This is a genomic window from Pandoraea terrae (assembly GCF_902459695.1).
Lineage (GTDB): Bacteria > Pseudomonadota > Gammaproteobacteria > Burkholderiales > Burkholderiaceae > Pandoraea > Pandoraea terrae.
Genome location: NZ_CABPRZ010000012.1, coordinates 114,517 through 133,682 on the forward strand (window position 1 = coordinate 114,517; position 19,166 = coordinate 133,682).

18 protein-coding genes are annotated in these 19,166 nt (G+C 63.0%); 3 read left to right on the forward strand and 15 right to left on the reverse strand.

The window, feature by feature from the left end:
- Positions 1 to 33 precede the first annotated feature (33 nt).
- The 6 genes from PTE30175_RS15395 to PTE30175_RS15420 all read right to left on the reverse strand — a co-directional run bounded on the left by PTE30175_RS15395 (position 34) and on the right by PTE30175_RS15420 (position 7,160).
- Positions 34 to 1,050: a YeiH family protein gene (locus tag PTE30175_RS15395; RefSeq protein ID WP_150697940.1), complete on the reverse strand. Its 1,017-nt coding sequence runs from the start codon at positions 1,048 to 1,050 to the stop codon at positions 34 to 36.
- Positions 1,051 to 1,252: 202 nt separating this feature from the next.
- A complete protein-coding gene (locus PTE30175_RS15400) occupies positions 1,253 to 2,122 on the reverse strand; it encodes an alpha/beta fold hydrolase (RefSeq protein ID WP_150697941.1) in 870 nt (289 codons plus the stop codon).
- Between the two features lie 76 nt (positions 2,123 to 2,198).
- Complete coding sequence (gene mhpT / locus PTE30175_RS15405; RefSeq protein WP_150697942.1) at positions 2,199 to 3,428, reverse strand: 3-(3-hydroxy-phenyl)propionate transporter MhpT; 1,230 nt, start codon at positions 3,426 to 3,428, stop codon at positions 2,199 to 2,201.
- Between the two features lie 92 nt (positions 3,429 to 3,520).
- On the reverse strand, positions 3,521 to 4,309 hold the full coding sequence (gene mhpD, locus PTE30175_RS15410; RefSeq protein WP_150697943.1) for a 2-keto-4-pentenoate hydratase: 789 nt from the start codon (positions 4,307 to 4,309) through the stop codon (positions 3,521 to 3,523).
- Between the two features lie 24 nt (positions 4,310 to 4,333).
- Positions 4,334 to 5,278 (reverse strand): 3-carboxyethylcatechol 2,3-dioxygenase, encoded by a 945-nt coding sequence (locus tag PTE30175_RS15415; protein WP_150697944.1) that lies wholly within the window; start codon positions 5,276 to 5,278, stop codon positions 4,334 to 4,336.
- Between the two features lies 1 nt (position 5,279).
- Complete coding sequence (locus PTE30175_RS15420) at positions 5,280 to 7,160, reverse strand: bifunctional 3-(3-hydroxy-phenyl)propionate/3-hydroxycinnamic acid hydroxylase (RefSeq protein WP_420819643.1); 1,881 nt, start codon at positions 7,158 to 7,160, stop codon at positions 5,280 to 5,282.
- A 119-nt stretch (positions 7,161 to 7,279) separates the two neighbouring features.
- Between PTE30175_RS15420 and PTE30175_RS15425 the strand changes: the two genes are divergently transcribed.
- Positions 7,280 to 8,101, forward strand: a complete 822-nt coding sequence (locus tag PTE30175_RS15425) for a DNA-binding transcriptional regulator (protein WP_150697945.1) — start codon at positions 7,280 to 7,282, stop codon at positions 8,099 to 8,101.
- A gap of 20 nt (positions 8,102 to 8,121) precedes the next feature.
- Here the strand turns inward: PTE30175_RS15425 and PTE30175_RS15430 are convergent, their stop codons facing one another.
- From PTE30175_RS15430 to PTE30175_RS15465, 8 genes are all read right to left on the reverse strand, one after another.
- Positions 8,122 to 9,138, reverse strand: a complete 1,017-nt coding sequence (locus PTE30175_RS15430; RefSeq protein ID WP_150697946.1) for a branched-chain amino acid ABC transporter permease — start codon at positions 9,136 to 9,138, stop codon at positions 8,122 to 8,124.
- A gap of 5 nt (positions 9,139 to 9,143) precedes the next feature.
- Positions 9,144 to 9,989, reverse strand: a complete 846-nt coding sequence (locus PTE30175_RS15435) for a branched-chain amino acid ABC transporter permease (protein WP_420819646.1) — start codon at positions 9,987 to 9,989, stop codon at positions 9,144 to 9,146.
- A 56-nt stretch (positions 9,990 to 10,045) separates the two neighbouring features.
- Positions 10,046 to 10,792, reverse strand: a complete 747-nt coding sequence (locus tag PTE30175_RS15440) for an ABC transporter ATP-binding protein (RefSeq protein WP_191629083.1) — start codon at positions 10,790 to 10,792, stop codon at positions 10,046 to 10,048.
- Complete coding sequence (locus PTE30175_RS15445) at positions 10,789 to 11,568, reverse strand: ABC transporter ATP-binding protein (RefSeq protein ID WP_150697948.1); 780 nt, start codon at positions 11,566 to 11,568, stop codon at positions 10,789 to 10,791. The genes PTE30175_RS15440 and PTE30175_RS15445 overlap by 4 nt, the downstream gene beginning before the upstream one ends.
- 13 nt (positions 11,569 to 11,581) lie before the next feature.
- Complete coding sequence (locus tag PTE30175_RS15450; RefSeq protein ID WP_150697949.1) at positions 11,582 to 12,811, reverse strand: ABC transporter substrate-binding protein; 1,230 nt, start codon at positions 12,809 to 12,811, stop codon at positions 11,582 to 11,584.
- A gap of 91 nt (positions 12,812 to 12,902) precedes the next feature.
- On the reverse strand, positions 12,903 to 13,283 hold the full coding sequence (locus PTE30175_RS15455; RefSeq protein WP_150697950.1) for a cupin domain-containing protein: 381 nt from the start codon (positions 13,281 to 13,283) through the stop codon (positions 12,903 to 12,905).
- Positions 13,284 to 13,328: 45 nt separating this feature from the next.
- On the reverse strand, positions 13,329 to 14,810 hold the full coding sequence (locus PTE30175_RS15460; protein ID WP_150697951.1) for a 4-hydroxyphenylacetate 3-hydroxylase family protein: 1,482 nt from the start codon (positions 14,808 to 14,810) through the stop codon (positions 13,329 to 13,331).
- Positions 14,811 to 14,845: 35 nt separating this feature from the next.
- The gene (locus PTE30175_RS15465; RefSeq protein ID WP_150697952.1) at positions 14,846 to 15,364 is read right to left on the reverse strand and encodes a flavin reductase family protein; all 519 of its coding nucleotides are present in this window, start codon (positions 15,362 to 15,364) and stop codon (positions 14,846 to 14,848) included.
- A gap of 406 nt (positions 15,365 to 15,770) precedes the next feature.
- On the opposite strand from PTE30175_RS15465, the gene PTE30175_RS15470 reads away from it, so the two are divergent.
- Complete coding sequence (locus PTE30175_RS15470; protein WP_150697953.1) at positions 15,771 to 16,991, forward strand: IscS subfamily cysteine desulfurase; 1,221 nt, start codon at positions 15,771 to 15,773, stop codon at positions 16,989 to 16,991.
- A gap of 32 nt (positions 16,992 to 17,023) precedes the next feature.
- On the opposite strand, the gene PTE30175_RS15475 is transcribed toward PTE30175_RS15470, so the two are convergent.
- Positions 17,024 to 17,566 carry a MarR family winged helix-turn-helix transcriptional regulator gene (locus PTE30175_RS15475; protein WP_150697954.1) on the reverse strand — a complete coding sequence of 181 codons (543 nt, stop codon included), beginning with the start codon at positions 17,564 to 17,566 and terminating at the stop codon, positions 17,024 to 17,026.
- Between the two features lie 298 nt (positions 17,567 to 17,864).
- On the opposite strand from PTE30175_RS15475, the gene PTE30175_RS15480 reads away from it, so the two are divergent.
- Positions 17,865 to 19,127 carry an ABC transporter substrate-binding protein gene (locus PTE30175_RS15480; RefSeq protein WP_150697955.1) on the forward strand — a complete coding sequence of 421 codons (1,263 nt, stop codon included), beginning with the start codon at positions 17,865 to 17,867 and terminating at the stop codon, positions 19,125 to 19,127.
- The last annotated feature ends 39 nt before the right edge of the window (positions 19,128 to 19,166 follow it).

Below are 19,166 nucleotides of genomic sequence, written 5' to 3' on the forward strand. Positions count from 1 at the left end.
AAGCACCGGAGCGGCTGTTACGGCCCGCTCCACCTACACATGCCCGGACCAAAGCAATGGCGCGACCACCAGCATTGCAAGAATTGCTGTTTCACCAACGATCAGCAGGACTGGGCGAAGGCCAATCTTCGCCAACGATTGCAGCGACGTTTTCATGCCGATCGCCGCGATCGCGCTGACGAGGCACCATCGGGAGAGTTCGCCAGCGTTTTGTAGTGCGGCAGTTGGCAACTTCACCATGCTGTTGATGATCACGAGTATCGCAAACACGATAAGAAACGTGGGCAGCAGGCGCGGCCGCTTGGTCTGGCTTTCATTCGCCGCATGCTGGTGACGGAAGCGCCAGGCCACCACAAGACTCACGGGCAGCAGCATCGCCACGCGCATCAGCTTTACGATAGTCGCAGTATCACCGGTTTCTGGTGAAATGCTATACCCGGCCACGACAACCTGGGCCACATCATGAATGGTGCCCCCAAGGAAAATTCCCGCCTGATGGCCATGGAGGCCCAGGACCGCAACCAGCATGGGATAAATGATCATCGCCAGCGTACTGAGGCAAGTGATCCCCAGAACGGCGAACAGGGTATCCCGCTCGGAGTCTTCATGTTTCGGCAAGATGGCAGAGACCGCCATCGCAGCACTGGCGCCGCAGATGGCCACCGCCGCGCCGGTAAGAATACCGAACTCCTCTCTCATGCCCAACCATCGCGAGAGTATCCAGCCGAAAAGAATGGTCGCAGCAATGGCGCCGACCACCAGCATCAGTGGCGCGGCACCCAGCGAGACAATCTGCCCGGAAGTGATGCGCAACCCGAGGAGGGCGACACCGACGCGCAACACGGTAGTCGATGTAAAGCGAATACCCTCTGCGCACGGCCCTTCGGAAGACAGGAAGTAGAAGGCCATCCCCAAGAGCAGGGCGTACAGCATGGTCGGCCCGCCATAGTGGCTGGACAGGAACGTGGCTGCCACGCCGACCGTGACAGCCGTCAATGTGCCGGGAAACAAATTGCGATAGGTGGACAGTGGAGGCAACAAGAACTTCATGATGCATTCTCCGGAATTACCCTACGCCACTCAAAGGGGCCAGACGGACGACGGCACGGCCGTGATAAGTATAGTCGGCAACCGCCGCTCCACGACAGGGGGTATTTGCGCTTGACCGACTCAACAAAACAAAGCGGGGACGCTGCCTTCGGCCAGGCAGCCGTCCCCGCCATCAAGAAGTTCGCGCCGCCGCGAGCGGTGCTCAGTTCGCGAGAAAGTCCAGGACCATCTGGTTGAACCGGTCGGCATGTTCCCACTGGGCCCAATGCCCGCACCGGCCAAAAATATGCATGTGCGCGTTTTGCATGCCCCACACAAGTCGCAGGCCGACGTCGAGCGGCACAAAGCGGTCGTCGCGACCCCAGATGACCAGCGCCGGCGCGGCAATTTCGCCGAGACGCGGACCGTAGTCGGTGAACTGCTTCGGATTCGCCGCGAGACTCTTCACGAAATTCTCGAGGTGGTCGCGCCTGGCAAGCATGTTGTCGAGCCGTGCCTGCATCAGTTCTTCTGTCAGCGTGCTGGTGTCGTAGACGAAGATGCCGAGCATCTTCCTCAAGTTTTCCAACGTCGGATCACGATACAACCCCTGCAACAGCTTGATGCCTTCAGTGGGCATCGGCACGAACTGGCTTGGCCCGCCGGTGCCGCCGCCCATCAGCACGAGCTTGCCGACGCGCTGCGGATGCGCAAGCGCAAACGCCACTGCACTGTGCCCCCCCATCGAATTGCCGAGAATGTGCACACGGTCGATGCCGAGCGTATCGAGCAGCCCCTCCAGCACGCGCGCGTTCAGCTCAGAGCGCGAGCTCGTGCAAACGATCGGATCACTCTTGCTCCAGCCCGGGCAGTCCATCAAGATCACGCGATAGCCCGCGTTCACAAGCGGCTCGACGTTGCGATTGAAGTTGGCCCAGCCGCTCGCGCCCGGTCCCGAGCCGTGCAGCATCACAATCGTTTCGCCGCCCGTACCCGCGTCGTTGTAATGAATCCGGAGATCGACATCTCCTTCCCTGACCTCGGCAAACCGGCTTGTGGATGCCTCGGTAATCGTTTGCGCGGTGGCAATCATGTGATATTCCTTTTGACGCTAATCCGATGGTGGTGAGGAGCGCCCGCGCTTTCCGGCGCGCGCAGGCACGTTGAACCTACTGCGCGGGGCGCGCGGCGTAATGCGGCCTATACCGGCCGACCACGAGCAACGCGGCGGCGGCCGCGATCACGATCAGCGGAATGCTGGCCATCACCAACATCGACGCACTTTGGCCGAGTGCAAGCAGTTGTCCGGCAACGAGCGGCCCCAGAAACGAACCGACCCGCCCGACCGCCACTGCCGCACCGACGCCCGTACCCCGTACTTCCGTCGGATACGCGTGGCCCGCGAGCGCATACAGCACCGACTGCCCGCCGACCAGGAACAATCCGCACAGAAGCCCGCCACAGGCCGTCGCGACATTGCCGTTTGCACTCGCCAGCATCGCAAGCGCGACCGCGATCCCCACATACATGCCGATCACCGTGCGACGCCCGCCCACGCGGTCCATCATGTTCGCTATCCCGATGGCACCGATGCCGCCGCCGAGGTTGAACATCATCAGCACGACGCTTGACTGAACGCGCGTGAGGCCGCGCGAGAGCACCATGGACGGCAACCAGTTCATCAGGAAGTACAGCACGGTCAGCGTACCGAGATAGCTGATCCACAGAACCATCGTCGTGCTCGCGCGGCCCTCGCGCCACAAGGCATGGACGACACCCGACGTGCCGTACGCCGACCTTTCCGCCTTCGACCTGACAAATTGCGCGGACTCGCGCAGAAACAATGCAAGCAACGGCACCGTCAGAAGCGGCCCAAAGCCACCCACGTAGAACACGCTGCGCCAGTCCGCGTCGCCCGGGCTCAAGATGCCGATCACCGCGGCCAGCGCCGCGCCAAACGGCATCCCGCAGTACATTGCGCCAACCGCCGTGTTGCGCTGCTTCGGCGAAGCCGCTTCGGAGCACAGCGCAATCAGGTTCGGCATTGCCGCGCCGAGTCCCAGTCCGCAAAGGAACCGTGCGGCCAGCAGACCCTCGAAGTTCCAGACCCGTGTCGTTGCAAGCGAGAACAAGCCGAACAGCACCACCGACAACATCAGGACTTTCTTGCGCCCCAGCCAATCTGCCAGTCGTCCGCCAAGTGCGGCGCCCGGCAAAAGGCCGATCGCGCCGGCGCCGAATGCCCAGCCCATCTGTTCGACCGTGAGCGAAAATTCGCGCGCGATGCGCGGACCTGCCAGTCCCGCAGACTGCAGGTCAAGTCCTTCCAGTAATGCGACGATCAGGCAAAGTGCGATCGTGGGTGCGCTACTCGTGCGCCCCGTTTGTGGCGTGTTCATGCATGCGTCTCCAATGTATGGGTTTCAATTCGCGCTTGCCGGCGATTGTTTTTCTGTCGCGATGTCACGTACCGCGTGGGCCATCGCCGCGATTAATCGGTGAAGGTTGCGCGGACACTGCCAAGGGCATCGATCTGCGCGGTGAAGGTGCCGGGCTGCGTGACCGTCACCATTGGGCCGAGCGCGCCGGTCAGGACCACGTCGCCGGCGCGCAGCGGCGTGCCGAGCTGTGCCATGCGGTCCGCGAGCCAAACCGCCGCGTTCAGCGGATTGCCGAGACAAGCCGCGCCGCTGCCGCGCGACAGCACTTCGTTGTCGCGCGATAGCGTCATCGCGCACGCTGCGAGATCGATCTCTGCGAGCCGCACGGGACGGCTGCCGAGCACGAACAGCCCGCTCGACGCGTTGTCCGCGACCGTGTCGACAAAGCGGATATCCCAGTCACGAATGCGGCTGTCGACCACTTCGATGGCGGCCAACGCGTAAGCACTTGCGCGCAGGACGTCGGCAAACGTATGTTTTTCGTGGGTGAGATCGTGTTCGAGCACCAACGCGATCTCCGCTTCGATCTTCGGCTGGATCAGCCGCGTGAGCGGCATTGGCTCGCCGTCACCGTATGCCATCGTCGCGAACAGCGCGCCGAAATCCGGTTGATCCACCCCCAGTTGACGCTGCACTGCGAGTGACGTCAGGCCGATTTTTCGGCCGACAATGCGTTCGCCGGCCGCACGCCGCATGTCGACATTCACCTGCTGCACGGCGTAGGCCATCGCAATGTCGTCAAGGGAAATCTGACCGCGCACAGGCGCCATCGGTTGGCGTGCCGCTTCTGCTTCACGCAACTGCACGGCCAGGGCTTGAATGGTGTTCTGATCGGACATCGAATACTCCTTGGGCGATACGCATTACGCCGTGACCGGCGTGGCATGCATGGCGGCGAAACCTGCGATCCACTCGGGAATTGCACGGTAATAGTCAAGCGACGCGCGGTAAGGACCGTAGGCGGCGAGCGCACCGAACGCGGCCACCCACGTGCGGATCTCGTGCGCGGACTTGCCCGCGTCGCGTGTAATCGCGTTGTTGTTCATACCGTCAACCGTGGTCAGTTCGCCGGACGCGAGCACCGCGAGAAAGGCACGGTCCCATTCGGGGTTGAGCGGATGCAGATGGCTGTCGCCCGCTGTGAACGCCTGCGCGGCAGCAAGCGTGCGCGCCTGGCGCGCCGCACGCGAATCAGCCGACGGATTGCGGCCCGCGATCAGACGTTCTGCCACTTCCGCGCTGGCGCCGGCGAGTTCCGGGACAGGCGGCTCGTGCGAAATTCCGCCCGAGCCGACCACCAGCACGCGCCTTTCCGTGCGTGACAGGAAGCGCCCGATCGCATCGCCGAGCAGCCGTGTGCGGCGCAGCGTCGCCATCGGCGGCGCCACGGAATTGATGAACACAGGAATGACCGGATACTGGTCGAGACCGCCGGTGAGCACCTCAAGCGCCTGCGCGCAGCCATGGTCAACCTGCATCCGATACGACAGCGACACGTCGACATCGCTTGCGAGCACGGCTTCCGCCACCGACTGCGCGAGTTCGCCGGGCACTGCCAGCGGGCCCGCCAGGCTGTTGAAGTCGCCGATCGCGCTGGCTGCGGCGCCAATGCAAAACGGCGGCATCATGTCGTAGAAGAAGCCGTTATAGTGATCCGGCGCAAACACGACGACAAGCTCCGGATCGAACGCGCGCACACGCTCATGCGCTGCGGCTTGCACGCGCTCCACTTCCGCCACGACTTCGGGCGCGGGGTCGAAATAGCCGTGCAACGGCGTGTGCGACAGGCATTCAAGTTGAATCGGCATGTCAGGCTCCTACGGCGAGGGCAATGTCACGGTCGCAGACGGGTTGCGACATCGGCGCATGGCTTGCCGTGGCATCGCGCCGCGGCGCATGGGTCAGCGCAAGCTTTCCGGCCAGTTCGACGATGGCGTCCGACACCTGCTGAGGCGTACACACGCCCGCCACGAAACGGTCAGGGCGCAGCAACACCACCGATTCCGGCTGGCGGCTGAACCATTCCTTCAAACGGCCACTGACATCGCCAATGGCGATCACGCTGGCAGGCACATCCTCGGTATGACGCAACTGCACGTCCGGCTTCGCAATCACAAAACACGCGCCAAGTATTTCCCACACCTCACGCGCCTGCGGCGTGAGCCCGAAAGTCGGGTCGGCGCCCCAGCCAATCACGGCAAAGCGGTTGCCGATCGCGTCGTCGAGCAGCACAACGCTCCCTTCGGGGTTCCGGACACGCGGCTGGATGAACATGCGGCCCACCGGCGAGCTGCCGAGCGGATCACGGCCGTAGGCAAGACGCCCGACGAATGAATCGCGCTTTTCGCTCATCAATCCGAGCATGCGGCCCGGCGCGGAATTGCCGGCACGCTCGAGCATGCGCGCGAACCCGCCGCCGGTCTGCCGTGGTTCGAGCAGGAGTACTACGCCGGCCTCGTATCGCGGCATCGGCTTGAAGCGCATTTCGACAAAGTAGCGCTTCACAGACGGGAAAAAGTCGAGGCAGCGCACGAACGCATCGCGAAAGCGCGCGCCGAAGCGCGTGGTCGGCGCGAAGATGTCGCCGGCCACTTCGGAAAGATGGATCATGGAGCGCGCATGCGCGCGGCGCTCGACCGTATAGGTGTCCAGCAAGTGATGATGCGCGAGTCCCTTCGCCACCATTGCAAGCTTCCAGCCAAGGTTGTTGGCATCGCGAATGCCGCTGTTGTAGCCTTGCCCCTGCCACACCGGCATGATGTGCGCGGCGTCGCCAGCCAGCAGCACACGATCAACCCGGAATGTGTTCGCCAGCCGCGCGTTGTGCGTGTACACCCGCTTGCGGATGTAGTCCACTTTGTCCGGGTTCGCGACGACCTTGCGAATCAGCGCCGCCAAGTTCTCCGGCTGCGACAGGGCTTCCTCCGTCTCGCCCGGCATGACCATGAACTCGAAGCGCCGAATGCCGTGCGGCAGCGCCGCCGACACATAGGGCCGCTCGTGGTCGCAATGCAGGTAGACATGCGGTGAACCGATCGGGTCATTGCGAACGTCAACGACAATCCATTGATTCGGCTTCGTGCGGCCCTCGAACGGCACGTCGAGCACACGGCGCACAAGACTGTTGCCGCCGTCCGCACCGACCATGTACGCGGCCCGCAACGCGCGCCGCACACCGCCGGCGTCTTCCATTTCGATCGTCACGCCGGCCGCGTCCTGGCGGAAGCTGTCAACCGAGTGGCCGAACAGCACCTGGACGTGCGGGAAGCGCTTGAGTCCTTCGTACAGAATGCGGTCGGCGAGCGGCTGGATGAACGCGTTGCGGCGCGGCCAGCCAAACTCGTCGGTGCGCGGCTCGATCGACGCGAAGCAGTGGCCGGACTTCGTAACGAAGCGCATCCAGTGGTCCGGCGTGGTGTGTGGCAGCAGGGCGTCGGAGAGGCCCACGGCCTGGAACACGCGCAGCGCCTCGTCATCAAGGCCGATTGCCCGCGGATAGTCGATGATCTGATCGAGCTTCTCGACCACCACAACGCGCACGCCCTGCGAGCCAAGGATGTTGGCGATCATCAGGCCGACCGGCCCGGCGCCGATGATGGCGACGTCTGCGGAAAGGGCGGCCGACGGGTCCGCCGCCGGCGAATGGATGCGACGCTCCGAATGCATCGCCGGATAGGCAGGATTTGCCATGAAACGCGTCTCCTTGACTCTGTGATTTTGATGTGAGTCTAGGTTCGGCGAGACGGGGCCTCAACTATTTCCGAGAAATGTGCGTAGAATGCACATTATTGATTTTTATAGATTTTCCAATGACAAAGTACGCGAACGTGAGAGGGCTTGCGCGTGGTTTGCTGGTGCTGCAGGCGCTCAATTCAATGGAAAACGGGCGGGCGACGAGTCAGCAGATCAGCGATGCAACGGGCTTGCACCGAACCACCGTTCGACGGCTGCTGGAAACGCTCGTCGAGGAAAACTTCGTGCGGCGCAGCGCGTCGGACGACAGCTTCCGGCTCACGCTCAACGTGCGCTCGCTCAGCGAGGGGTTCACCGATGACGAACGTATCGCGACAGTCGCCCCGCCGATCATGGGGCAATTGCTGCAACGCGTCGTGTGGCCTTCCGACCTCACAACGCCCGATGGCGACGCAATGATCATTCGGGAAACCACGCATCGCTTCAGCCCTCTCTCGTTCCATCGTTCGATGGTGGGCCGGCGGCTGCCGATGTTGCTAACCGCAGCGGGACGCGCGTATTTCTCGATGTGCCCCGACACCGAGCGCGATGACATTCTCGAGGTATTGCGCTCGGGCGCCGGCGGCCAACAACAGCAAATGCTTGCATGTGACGAAGCCTACGTTCGCAATCTGATCCGGCAAACCCGTGCCGATGGCTTTGGCTCGAATCATGGCGACTGGTCGGATCAACGCAAGATCGGCGCGGTGGCAGTTGCGGTCAGGTCACACGATCGCGTGCTGGCGAGCCTCAACGTGGTTTATCTGGCGCAGGCCATCACGCCCGCGGAAGCGACGCGGCGCTTCGTACCCGAGTTGCAACGCGCGGCCCAGGACATGGCCGACGCGCTTGACGTCGAGGAAACGGAAGCGCCCGCCCAGCGCGGTCGGCACGTGTAGCGCACCGCCGCGCGGCGGCCTCACCCGCCTATCCGGGACAGGATTCCATGACGTGCTGCCGTGCGCCTTGCGGTCAGCTTCTGCTGCCAGTCGAGCCATTCGCCCACCATGCCCCGACGGAACAACAGCACGCACAAGACGAAAATTCCGCCGGTCACCACGCTGACCATCGTTCCTAGCCCGGCAAAGCCCTGCCAGCCGGTCCATTGCGCGAGCGCATTGCCGATGTCGCCAAGCCTGGTCTCCAGCGAGACGATAAGCAAGGCACCCACGACCGGGCCGAAGCGTGTCCCCATTCCCCCTACCAGCGTCATCAGGATCACTGATCCCGACAACATCCAGTGCACATCGCTGAGCGTCGCGAAGCCCAGCACCAGGGTCTTGAGCGCGCCGGCGAGACCCGCGACGGCAGCCGACAACACGAACGCCAACAGCTTGAAGCGGTCGACCTGATAGCCCAGCGAAATCGCGCGCGCTTCGTTTTCCTTGATGGCGGACAGCACGCGGCCGAACGGCGACGCCACCACACGCGAGAGGAAGGCGAACGTGGCGGCAACGATGGCCACGACCACGTAATACAGCGTCAGGTCGCGATCGAGCGACAGGCCGAACAGGGCATTGCGGGGTACACCCTGCAGGCCGTCCTCGCCGCCCGTGAACGGTGCCTGCAGGCAGAAGAAGTAGAACATCTGCGCGAAAGCCAGGGTGATCATCGCGAAATAGATCCCATGACGGCGAATCGCCAACAAACCGAAGACGAGCCCGAACGCCGCGCCGGTCGCCACGCCGGCGACGAGACCAATCAGTGGCGACAAGCCCAGGTCGCGCATGATATAGCCGGCGAAATACCCTGCACCGCCAAAGAAGGCGGCGTGTCCGAACGACAAGAGTCCCGTGTATCCGAGCACCAGATTCAGCGAACATGCGAACAAGGCAAAGCACAGCACCTTCATCGCGAACACGGGATAGACACCAAGCGCCGGCAGCGCGAGCAGCACCGCTAACAGGCAATAATCGAAACGGTAATTGCGCATCATCTCTCTCACTTGTTGGCCGAACCGCCGAACAGACCGTTGGGGCGCGCCAGCAGCACCAGCGCCATGATCACGAACACCACGGTGGCCGAGGCCTCCGGATACCAGAGCTTGGTCAGCCCTTCCACCACGCCCAGCACCAGCCCCGTCACCACCGAGCCGGCGATCGAGCCCATGCCGCCGATCACGACGATCGCGAAAACCGTCACGATCATCGGCTGTCCCATGAGCGGCGAGACCTGCGTAATCGGTGCCGCAAGTACTCCGGCGAAGGCGGCAAGCGCCGCACCGAATGCATAGGTCAACGTGACCATCAGCGGCACGTTGACGCCGAACGTTTCGACGAGGCGAGCGTTTTCGGTGCCCGCACGCAGTAGCGCGCCGACCCGCGTGCGCTCGATGGCGAACCACGTCGCAGTGCAGGCCGCGAGCGACGCAACCACGACCCACGCGCGGTAGTTCGGCAGCACCATGAATGGCAGGCGCGTGGCCCCGGCCAGCAGTGCTGGCCCGTCGAACGGCATGCCCGACACGCCGTAAGCCGAGCGTCCCAACCCTTCGATCACGAGCGTGAGGCCCAGCGTGAGCAGCAGACCGTAGAGATGATCGAGTTTGTAGATGCGAGAGAGCAGCCCCCGCTCCAGCGCCGCGCCGAGCAGCCCCGCGGCGAGCGGCGCCAGCGCAAGCATGGCCCAATAGTCGAGCCCAAGGTATTGGGCGCCCATCCACGCCACCAGCGCACCGGTCATGAAGAAGGCGCCGTGGGCGAAGTTGATGACGTTGAGCAAGCCGAAAATAACCGACAGGCCCAGGCTCAATACCGCGTAGAAGCAGCCGTTGACGAGGCCGAGCATCAACTGGCTCAGCAACACCGGCAGGGGGATATCAAAGGGATTCACGTCATTGACCTCTAGACATTGAGCAACGCCTGCAGCGCCGCCGTATGCGTCGCGAGCTCGGGCGCTTCGAAGCGCAGCACGATGCAGCCGTGCTCCATCACGTAGAAGCGATCGGCCAGGGGCGCCGCAAACCGGAAGTTCTGTTCGACCAGCACGATCGTGTAGCCTCGCGCCTTGAGGGTCTGGATCATGTGGCCTAGCGTGCGCACGATCGCCGGCGCGAGGCCTTCGGAGATCTCGTCGAGCAGCAGAAGCCGCGCGCCGGTACGCAAAATGCGCGCGATCGCCAGCATCTGCTGCTCGCCTCCGGACAGGCGCGTTCCCGGGCTGTGCCGCCGTTGCGCGAGATTGGGGAACATTGCATAGATCTCGTCGAGCGACATCCCGGCGGGTCCGGTGCCGGGCAGCAGCGGCGGCAGCAGCAGGTTTTCCTCGCACGACAGGCTTGCGAAGATGCCACGCTCCTCAGGGCAGAACCCCACTCCGCAACGGGCGACCCTCCGCGTAGGCAGGCCGATGGTCTCGCGCCCGAACACGCGCACGGACCCTTCTCGCGTGTCGGTGAGTCCAAGTATGGCGCGAAGCGTAGTGCTGCGCCCTGCACCGTTGCGGCCCAGCAGGCTGATCACTTCTCCCTGCCCCGCGACCAGATCCACACCGTGCAGGATGTGTGACTCGCCGTACCACGCCTGCAGCCCGGAGACCTCCAGCGCCGCCTGCACGCCGGTCTGCGTCAGAAACGTTTCACCCGCCTTCATGCGTGCGCTCCTTCCAGTTCGGCGTCGGCCGTGCCCATGTATGCCTCGCGCACGCGCGGGTCAGCCGTGACCACGGCATACGCACCCTCGGCCAGGATCTCGCCGCGCTGCAGGACGGTAATCGTGTCGGCAATGCCTGCCACTACCTTCATGTTGTGTTCGACCATCAACACCGTGCGCCCCCTTGCAACCTGCTTGATGAGCGCCGCGACACGGTCGACATCCTCATGCCCCATGCCCTGCGTCGGCTCATCGAGCAGCATCAGGTCGGGCTCCATCGCGAGCGTGGTGGCGATCTCCAGCGCGCGCTTGCGGCCATACGGCAGAGACACGGTCAGATCGTCGGCATATGCGGCGATGCCCACCTCGTCGAGCAGCGCCATGGCGCGTTCGTCAAGCTCGGAGAGTCCCTTCGCGCTCCGCCAGAAATGAAACGACTGGCCGCTCGCGCGTTGCAACGCCACGCGTACATTCTCCTGCACGCTGAGATGCGGAAACACCGCGGAAATCTGGAACGAGCGGATCATGCCGCGCCGCGCAACGGTGGCCGGCGCGGCGCGCGTAATGTCCTCCCCACGGTAGAAGATTTGCCCGGATGTCGGTGCGAGAAACTTTGTGAGCAGGTTGAAGCATGTCGTTTTGCCGGCGCCGTTCGGCCCGATCAAGGCATGGATCGCCCCGCGCCTGACCTTCAGGTCGACCCCGGACACGGCGGTAAAACCGCGAAACGCCTTGGTCAACTTGCGGGTCTCGAGAATGATGTCGTCGTGATGCATGACGTCTCCGGACTTACTTCCTGACGAAGGCGCATTGGCTCTGCGCCAGCGGACGAAATGCGTCGTTCGCCGGGATCGTCTGCAGCACCTTGTAGTAATCCCACGGCTTCTTCGATTCCTTGGGGGTCTTCACTTCGACGAGATACATGTCGTGCACCATCAGGCCGTCGGGACGGATCTGGCCGTTCCTGGCAAAGAAGTCGTTGACCGGTGTCTTCTTCATCTCCGCCATGACCGTATCGGCGTCATCGGTGCCGGTGCGCTGAATGGCTTGCAGGTAATGCATCACCGACGAGTAAGTGCCCGCGTGCACGAGCGTCGGCATCTTGCCTGCCTTGGCATAGAAGCGTTGCGCCCAGGCGCGCGAGGCGTCATCGCGATCCCAGTAGAACGCCGTGGTCAGCGTCATGCCCTGCGCAGCCTCGAGGCCCAGGCTGTGGATGTCGCTGATGAACATGTGCAAGCCGGCAATTTTCTGCTTGCCCGGGCCGACCAGGCCAAACTCTCGCGACGTCTTGATCGCGTTGACGGTATCCGCACCGGCGTTCGCGAGACCGATCACCTTCGCGCGCGACGCCTGCGCCTGCAGCAGATACGAGGACAGGTCCGACGAATTCAGCGGATGCTTGGCGCGGCCGGCGACCTTTCCGCCCGCGTGCGCGAGTGCTTCGCTGGCATCCTTGTCGAGTGAAGCACCCAGCGCGTAGTCGACCGTCAGGAAATACCAGCTGTTGTCGCCGCCGCGGGTCATCGCCTTCACGGTGTTGGTGGCGAAGGCGTAGGTGTCATAGGAATACTGGATCGTGTAAGGCGAGCATTCCTCGTTGACAAGCCGCGTCGTGCCGGCGCCTGTGGCGATCGCAATCCTGTGCTTGGCACGGGCGACGTTGGCCACGGCCAGTGCCACGGACGACGGCAGCAGATCCTCCACCATGTCGACCTGTTGGTTGTCGAACCAGTCGCGCGCAATGGTCGCAGCAACGTCGGTCTTGTTCTGATGGTCGGCCGAGACGACTTTGATGGGCGCCCCGTTGACCTTTCCGCCGAAGTCGTCGACAGCCATCTGGGCGGCGATGACGGAGCCTTTGCCACCGATGTCGGAAAAGATCGACGACATGTCGGTCAACACACCGATCTTCACGACGTTGTCGCTTATCTTGCCGGGTTGCGCGTGGGCAGCATGGCAGAATGCGAGGCCGGCGGCGAACGCCAGGGCGATGCGGCTTGCTTGGAACTTGAACATGATGATTTCCCGATAGCCAGAAGTGAGGGCTGCGAGTGGAAGTCTCCAACGGTGCGGCGCGCCCTCACGCTGCCGCACACTGACGTCCGGCTCAGGCCGGATCGTAATAATGAATCTCGAGAAGCATGCAGCCGCCGTTCGACTTGAACGGGCCGTGGAAGGCGCCGGGCGGACGGCAGGCATAGGTATTCGGCGCGAACGCCTCGCCGCCCTCGCCACTCGCGTCGTTGCCCACCGTCAGGTCGCCGCTGACCAGATAGACCTCCTCCCAGTACGTATGCACGAATGGGGCTTTCGTGTAGATGCCCGGCGCGAACCGCAGCAGGCGCGTACGGCTGCCGGACTTCGCCGTTTCGTCAAGCGAGCCTGAGAGCACCTTCTGCTCGATGCCTTGGGGATAGCCGGGCGGGACTTCCCAGCCCTCATGCATGTCGATGGTATGGAACTCATCGTGCTTTTTGTTGATCGCCATGGTGACTCCTCAGGGATAGCGATGGAAAAAGAAAAAGGGGCGGGTTCAGGCCGCAGCCGGTTCGCGGCGGATCTCGTCGGAAAGCGCGTAGCTGCCCAACAGGTTGTCGACCAGACCGGTGGCCTTCTGCCAGTCGTAGGTGCGGTAGGCGTGACCTTTGGTCACGAAGGTGGCGCCCGCGTAGAACATCTCGTACTGGTTGTGGCGCGACGCGAATTCGGACCCGACGGCGTCCCACGCGAGCTTGAAGAATTTCACGCGCTCTTCGGCGCTGGCCACCGGGGACTTCTGGGTCTTCTCGATGATGCTGGCAAGCATCGGGTTCTCGAAGTCATGGATGCTCGAGGGCAGCATGATCATGCCGCCGCCGGCGAGCTCACGCAGGGAATTGAGTACCTTGGCGTAAAGCTGCTGCGTGACGACCTGCGACGCGTACAGCAGGTTGCGGTCCGGCACGAAGTAGCCTCCCGCCATCTGCCCCTTGGCCTCCATGCCGTGGACCCACGCTTCGATCATGGCGGCCTCGGCGGCAAGCTGACCGAGCATCTCGCGTACCTGCGGGAACGTGTTGGTGCCGTTGACCTCGGTGATCTTCATGGCGATGCCCACGAGGAAGCGCAGCTTCACCATCAGGCGCACCTGGCACTGGTAGTTCTGGTAGCTATGCGCCGGCGTGGCGTGAAACTGTTTGGCGCACATGGCCGTGTCGCCCGCCACGAAGATGCGCTCCCACGGCACCTTGACGTCGTCGAAGTACAGCACCGCGTCGTTCTCGTCGTAGCGCGACGCGAGCGGGTTGTCGAACACCGATGCCGCATTCTCCTCATACGACTTGCGCGAGAGCACACGCAGGCCCTTGGTGTTCATCGGAATCGCGAACGACAGCGCGTACATCTCGTCGCCTGCCTTCAATGGCTGGATGCAACTGCAGAACACTTCGTTAGCCATGATGCCGCTGGTGGCCAGCATTTTCGCGCCGCGCACCGTGATGCCCTCGTGGTCCTGATCCACGATGCCGACCGCGAGGTACTTGTCTTCCTGCTCGTGTGCCGCCTTCGACTGGTTGGCCTGCGGATTGACGATCACGTAGGTCAGGAACAGGTCGTTGTCACGAGCGTACTTGTAGTAGTCGCGCAACGCGCCTGCGCGTTTCGCATCGTATTGTTCAAAGACGTCGATGCCCATGACCATGCCGGAAATGCACGATGCCACGTGATCGGGCGAGCGCCCCATGAAGCCGAAGTGCAGTTCGGTCCAGGCCTCCAGCATGCGCCGGCGCTCGACCAGTTCGTCGTAGCTCGTGGGCATCTGCCAGATGCGCGACACGCGATCGCCCGTGTCAGGTGAGGCGAACGTCATCGCCTCGATGTTCTCCGGGCGCGCCTGGAAATCGTAGAGGCTCGCGTAGCTGCGGATCGAATTACGGAATGCCGGGTGCATCGTCACGTCGCCGACCGCCTGGCCGTTCAGATAAACCTCGCGGCCGTCGCGCAACTGACTGATGTGTTGACTGCCATTCTTGACCATGACTCTCTCCTGAAAATTGTCGGATAAGGCCGCCGTCATGCCGCTGCGGGCTCGACGTCGAGCGAGCGGTACTGACCGCCGAAAAAAATGAGGGGGCGGCCGTCGTGCCGCGCGTCGTGCCGCACCACGCGGCCGAGGAAGATCACGTGATCGCCGCCGTCGTGCCGGGCATACGGCGCGCATTCGAACGCCGCGAGCGTGCCCGGCAGACGGCAAACGTCCTCGGCGTCGAGCGGCAGGCCGTCCCACTTGCTGCCGCGCGCCGTGGCGAAGCGGTTCGAAACGTCGCGCTGGGCTTCGTCGAGCACGTTGACGGTGAAACGCGGTGCGGCGCACAGGTCGTCCAGGCTCAGGCAGCGGCGATCGACCGAGAACAGAATCAACGGTGGATCGAGCGATACCGAGTTGAACGACGCCACCGTGATGCCGATGGGGCTTCCCGTTGCTCGCGGTGCAGTAATGACGGCCACGCCCGTGGCAAACATGGCGAGCGCGCGCCGGAATCGGCGGGCGGCGTCTTCCGGGGTTTCCGCCGGACATGGAGCATCTTTCATCACAACCTCCTCACGACATCAGGGATCAAGGCGCAGACAACCCGCCATCAACCTTTCATAATTAGCTTTGTTTGTTAGTCATTATTGAACGTTAACAAAATTAGCTAATCAAGCAAGGTAAACCCTAGGTTAGGAAATTGAGCTATCGACCGCCGCCAATGCTGCGCCGCACGAAAACGTGCCATCCCCTTATGTGGCGGTGGTTTTCTGGCGATTTCGCACCTGCACGACTGCGCACTCGAGATTGAATTCCCCCGCTGATCGTGGGGAGATGAAACCCTGCTTTCGATGTGGGAGACCGCATTCGCCGCAAATCGCGGTGCTACACTCGGCCGCAGTTTGATGGGTGCGCCGTCGCGGCGGCCGCACCTATCCGCCCATCCGCACCCCATGTTTGGAATTCGTCATGCAGACGCTTTTTGAAGCCCCGATTTACATGGACTACAGCGCAACGACGCCCGTCGATCCGCGTGTGGTCGAGAAGATGGTGCCGTACCTGAACCAGCACTTCGGCAATCCGGCCTCACGCAGCCACAGTTACGGCTGGTCGGCCGAAGAGGCGGTGGAAACCGCGCGCGAGCACGTGGCAGCGCTCCTCAACGCGGATCCGCGCGAGATCGTCTGGACCTCCGGCGCCACCGAAGGCAACAATCTGGCGATCAAGGGCGCGGCGCATTTCTACAGCGGGCGCGGCAAGCACTTGATCACGGTGAAGACCGAACACAAGGCCGTGCTCGACACTTGCCGCGAACTGGAGCGCCAGGGCTTCGAGGTGACGTATCTCGACGTCCAGGAAGACGGGCTGTTGAGCGTCGACGCCCTGCGGGCCGCGCTGCGGCCGGACACGATCCTCGTGTCGGTGATGATGGTCAACAACGAGATCGGCGTCATTCAGCCCATCGCGCAAATTGGCGACATCTGCCGTGAGCGCGGGATCGTCTTTCACTGTGATGCAGTGCAGGCCGCCGGCAAGATTCCCATCGACCTGGACACGCTCAAGGTCGACCTGATGACAGTGACGGCGCACAAGGTATATGGCCCCAAGGGCATCGGCGCGCTGTATGTGCGCCGCAAGCCGCGCATCCGCATCGAGGCGCAGATTCACGGTGGCGGACACGAGCGCGGCATGCGCTCGGGCACCCTGCCGACGCACCAGATCGTGGGCATGGGCGAAGCCTTCCGCCTCGCAAGGCTGGAGCAGGCCGACGAAGCGGCGCGCGTGGGCGCGCTGCGCGACCGGCTACTGGCGGGATTGCGCGAAATGGAAGAGGTCTACGTCAACGGCAGTCTGGAACACCGCGTGCCGCACAACCTGAACATCAGCTTCAACTTCGTCGAAGGCGAATCGCTGATCATGGGCATCAAGGGCGTGGCCGTTTCGTCCGGCTCGGCGTGCACTTCGGCGTCGCTGGAGCCGTCGTTCGTGCTGCGTGCGCTGGGCCGCAGCGACGAGCTCGCGCACAGTTCGATCCGGCTCACTCTCGGTCGCTTCACGACGCGGGCGGAGGTCGATAGCGTCATTGACCAGCTGCGTGGCACGGTCGAGAAGTTGCGTTCGTTGAGTCCGCTGTGGGACATGTACCAGGACGGTGTGGATCTGAACACGATCCAGTGGGCGGCGCACTGAACCTCAGGACGCGAACGATCGCTGCCGTGCGATCAGCGCAATTCCTTGGTGGCGAGCAGATGACCGAGTTCAAGCGTGGCCCGGTCGCCGTTATTGACGAGCCGGTCAACCACGGCGCACAGCACCTTGAATTCCGTGCGGCTGATCCCGTCGAACAGCACGTCATTGATATGCTGTTGTGACGGGGTCAATTCGCGGAGCAACTTCGCCCCGGCGGCCGTGACCGTCAGGCGCATCTTCCGGCGGTCTTCGGGATTCTGTTCCTTGTCGATGAGATTGAGCGTCTTGAGCTTGTTGGTCTCGATCGTCACGAACGCACCCGAGAGATGCAGATGATCCGCAAGCTGGTTGACGGTGACGTCACCTTTTTCCGCCAGGTGGGTGACGGATCGCAGCAGCGAGTATTGGATGCCCGTCAGTCCTATGAGGCTGCCGAAACCATCACGCACCGATAGCAGACGCGCGGCGAACGGCAGCAAGCCGTTGATGAGATGACGGAACTCGGTGTCCGAGCCATCGATCAGGCATGCCGGATGGGTAATCGTCAGGGCCTTGGCGGCAGTCGTTCTTGTCATACGTTCACGACTTGCGAGGTCGGAATAATAGCTTTGGAAAAAAATTATACCGCAAAGCGTATTACTGCCTGGACAAGGTGTTGACGGACGAATCGCCACTCGCAAGACAGCTTGAGGAGCATGCGCAACGCTTCCTTACGTTCGCGAAACCTGATGTCCGTTGGCTTGGCGGGGGCGGAACGAGGACTTGCGGATCCCATTTAACAAGATCAAGATTGTATTGGCCGAGGATGCTCAAGCTTCGGTTCAGGATTCAGGCCTTTGACCGGTTCGACGTGAAAAATCAGGGGGAACCCCTATGAACACTCCGGGTCATATCCGCGCCGTCCGTCGTCGCACGGTGCTCAAGGGGGCCGCTGCAGCTGCAGCGTTGCAGCTCGCCTCGCCCTTCATCATCAAGGCACGTGGGGAGACGCCGCTGCGCATCGGCATGGTCGATCCGTTGACCGGCGTTTATGCTGCAGTTGCACAGAATGAAGTGACGGGCGCCAGGCTCGCCGTGCAACAGGTCAATGCCAAAGGCGGCATTCTCGGGCGCCCCATCGAACTGCTGGTAGAAGACTCGGCGAACGACGTCGGCACTGGCGTGCAGAAGGCGCGAAAGCTGATCGATCGTGATCAGGTCGCGTTCATGATCGGGGATGTGAATTCCGGCGTCGCTCAGGCAATCGCCCAGGTCACCAACGAGAAGAAGGTATTGCACATCGTCTCGGGAGGCCACACCGACACGATCACCGGCAGCGATTGCAAGTGGAACGTATTTCGCGTCTGCAATACGACCAGCATGGAGGCCAACGCGGTCGCCGACCTCCTCTTCACCAAGTTCGGCAAGAAGTGGCATTTCATTACGCCGGACTACGCCTTCGGCCATACGCTGCAGAAGGCCGCGCTGGCGGATTTGCAAAAGCTCGGCGGCCAGATGACCGGCAACGAGCTCACGCCGCTCGGCACGACCGATTTCTCCGCGTACCTGATCAAGGCGCGCGCCGCCAACCCCGATGTTTTGCTGGTGCTGCCGCAAGGCTCCGACATGGTCAACTGCCTGAAGCAGATCGCGCAGTTCGGCATCGGAAAGCAAATCCACGTTGCCGGGCTTCAGCAGGAGCTCGAATCGCTCGAGGCGATGCCGCCGGAGGCGCGCGTCGGCATCTGGATGTTCGAGTGGTACTGGAAGCAGCCGGGTGTCCCGAGCGTCGAGAAGTTCGTCGCCGACATCCGCAAGATGAACGGCGGCAAAGTCCCCACTGCACGTCACTGGTTCGGCTACACGTCGGTTCATACGCTCGCCGCGGTCGCCAACAAGGAAAAGAGCCTCGATGCGAAAAAGCTCGCGGAGGCGCTCGGCGGGTTCGAACTCCCGGACAACGTCAAGCTGCAGCCCAACAAGTGCTACTACCGCAAGGGAGACCACCAGTTGATGACCTCCTCGTTCGTCGGCGAAGCGCTGTCTCAGCCGGCGGGCGACCCGGAGGATCTGTTTCGCGTCGAGCGCGTGGTCGCTGGCGACAAGACTGCGCCGCCCGAGGCTGCGACTGGCTGCCAGCTGAAGTGGCCGGCCTGAGCCCGGCGACGATGCCCGCCCGAGTCGTGCCGGAAACCA

Coding starts and splice junctions, on each gene's coding strand:
- mhpT (WP_150697942.1), bottom strand. CDS start 3,428: ATGAACACGCCACAAACGGGGCGCACGAGTAGCGCACCCACGATCGCA.
- PTE30175_RS15435 (WP_420819646.1), bottom strand. CDS start 9,989: ATGCTCGGCCTCGTCAACGGCTGCTTCTACGCGGTATTGAGCCTGGGC.
- PTE30175_RS15470 (WP_150697953.1), top strand. CDS start 15,771: ATGCAGACGCTTTTTGAAGCCCCGATTTACATGGACTACAGCGCAACG.
- PTE30175_RS15440 (WP_191629083.1), bottom strand. CDS start 10,792: ATGAAGGCGGGTGAAACGTTTCTGACGCAGACCGGCGTGCAGGCGGCG.
- PTE30175_RS15415 (WP_150697944.1), bottom strand. CDS start 5,278: ATGCCGATTCAACTTGAATGCCTGTCGCACACGCCGTTGCACGGCTAT.
- PTE30175_RS15480 (WP_150697955.1), top strand. CDS start 17,865: ATGAACACTCCGGGTCATATCCGCGCCGTCCGTCGTCGCACGGTGCTC.
- PTE30175_RS15395 (WP_150697940.1), bottom strand. CDS start 1,050: ATGAAGTTCTTGTTGCCTCCACTGTCCACCTATCGCAATTTGTTTCCC.
- PTE30175_RS15445 (WP_150697948.1), bottom strand. CDS start 11,568: ATGCATCACGACGACATCATTCTCGAGACCCGCAAGTTGACCAAGGCG.
- PTE30175_RS15465 (WP_150697952.1), bottom strand. CDS start 15,364: ATGAAAGATGCTCCATGTCCGGCGGAAACCCCGGAAGACGCCGCCCGC.
- PTE30175_RS15430 (WP_150697946.1), bottom strand. CDS start 9,138: ATGATGCGCAATTACCGTTTCGATTATTGCCTGTTAGCGGTGCTGCTC.
- PTE30175_RS15400 (WP_150697941.1), bottom strand. CDS start 2,122: ATGATTGCCACCGCGCAAACGATTACCGAGGCATCCACAAGCCGGTTT.
- PTE30175_RS15475 (WP_150697954.1), bottom strand. CDS start 17,566: ATGACAAGAACGACTGCCGCCAAGGCCCTGACGATTACCCATCCGGCA.
- mhpD (WP_150697943.1), bottom strand. CDS start 4,309: ATGTCCGATCAGAACACCATTCAAGCCCTGGCCGTGCAGTTGCGTGAA.
- PTE30175_RS15455 (WP_150697950.1), bottom strand. CDS start 13,283: ATGGCGATCAACAAAAAGCACGATGAGTTCCATACCATCGACATGCAT.
- PTE30175_RS15420 (WP_420819643.1), bottom strand. CDS start 7,160: ATGGCAAATCCTGCCTATCCGGCGATGCATTCGGAGCGTCGCATCCAT.
- PTE30175_RS15425 (WP_150697945.1), top strand. CDS start 7,280: ATGACAAAGTACGCGAACGTGAGAGGGCTTGCGCGTGGTTTGCTGGTG.
- PTE30175_RS15460 (WP_150697951.1), bottom strand. CDS start 14,810: ATGGTCAAGAATGGCAGTCAACACATCAGTCAGTTGCGCGACGGCCGC.
- PTE30175_RS15450 (WP_150697949.1), bottom strand. CDS start 12,811: ATGTTCAAGTTCCAAGCAAGCCGCATCGCCCTGGCGTTCGCCGCCGGC.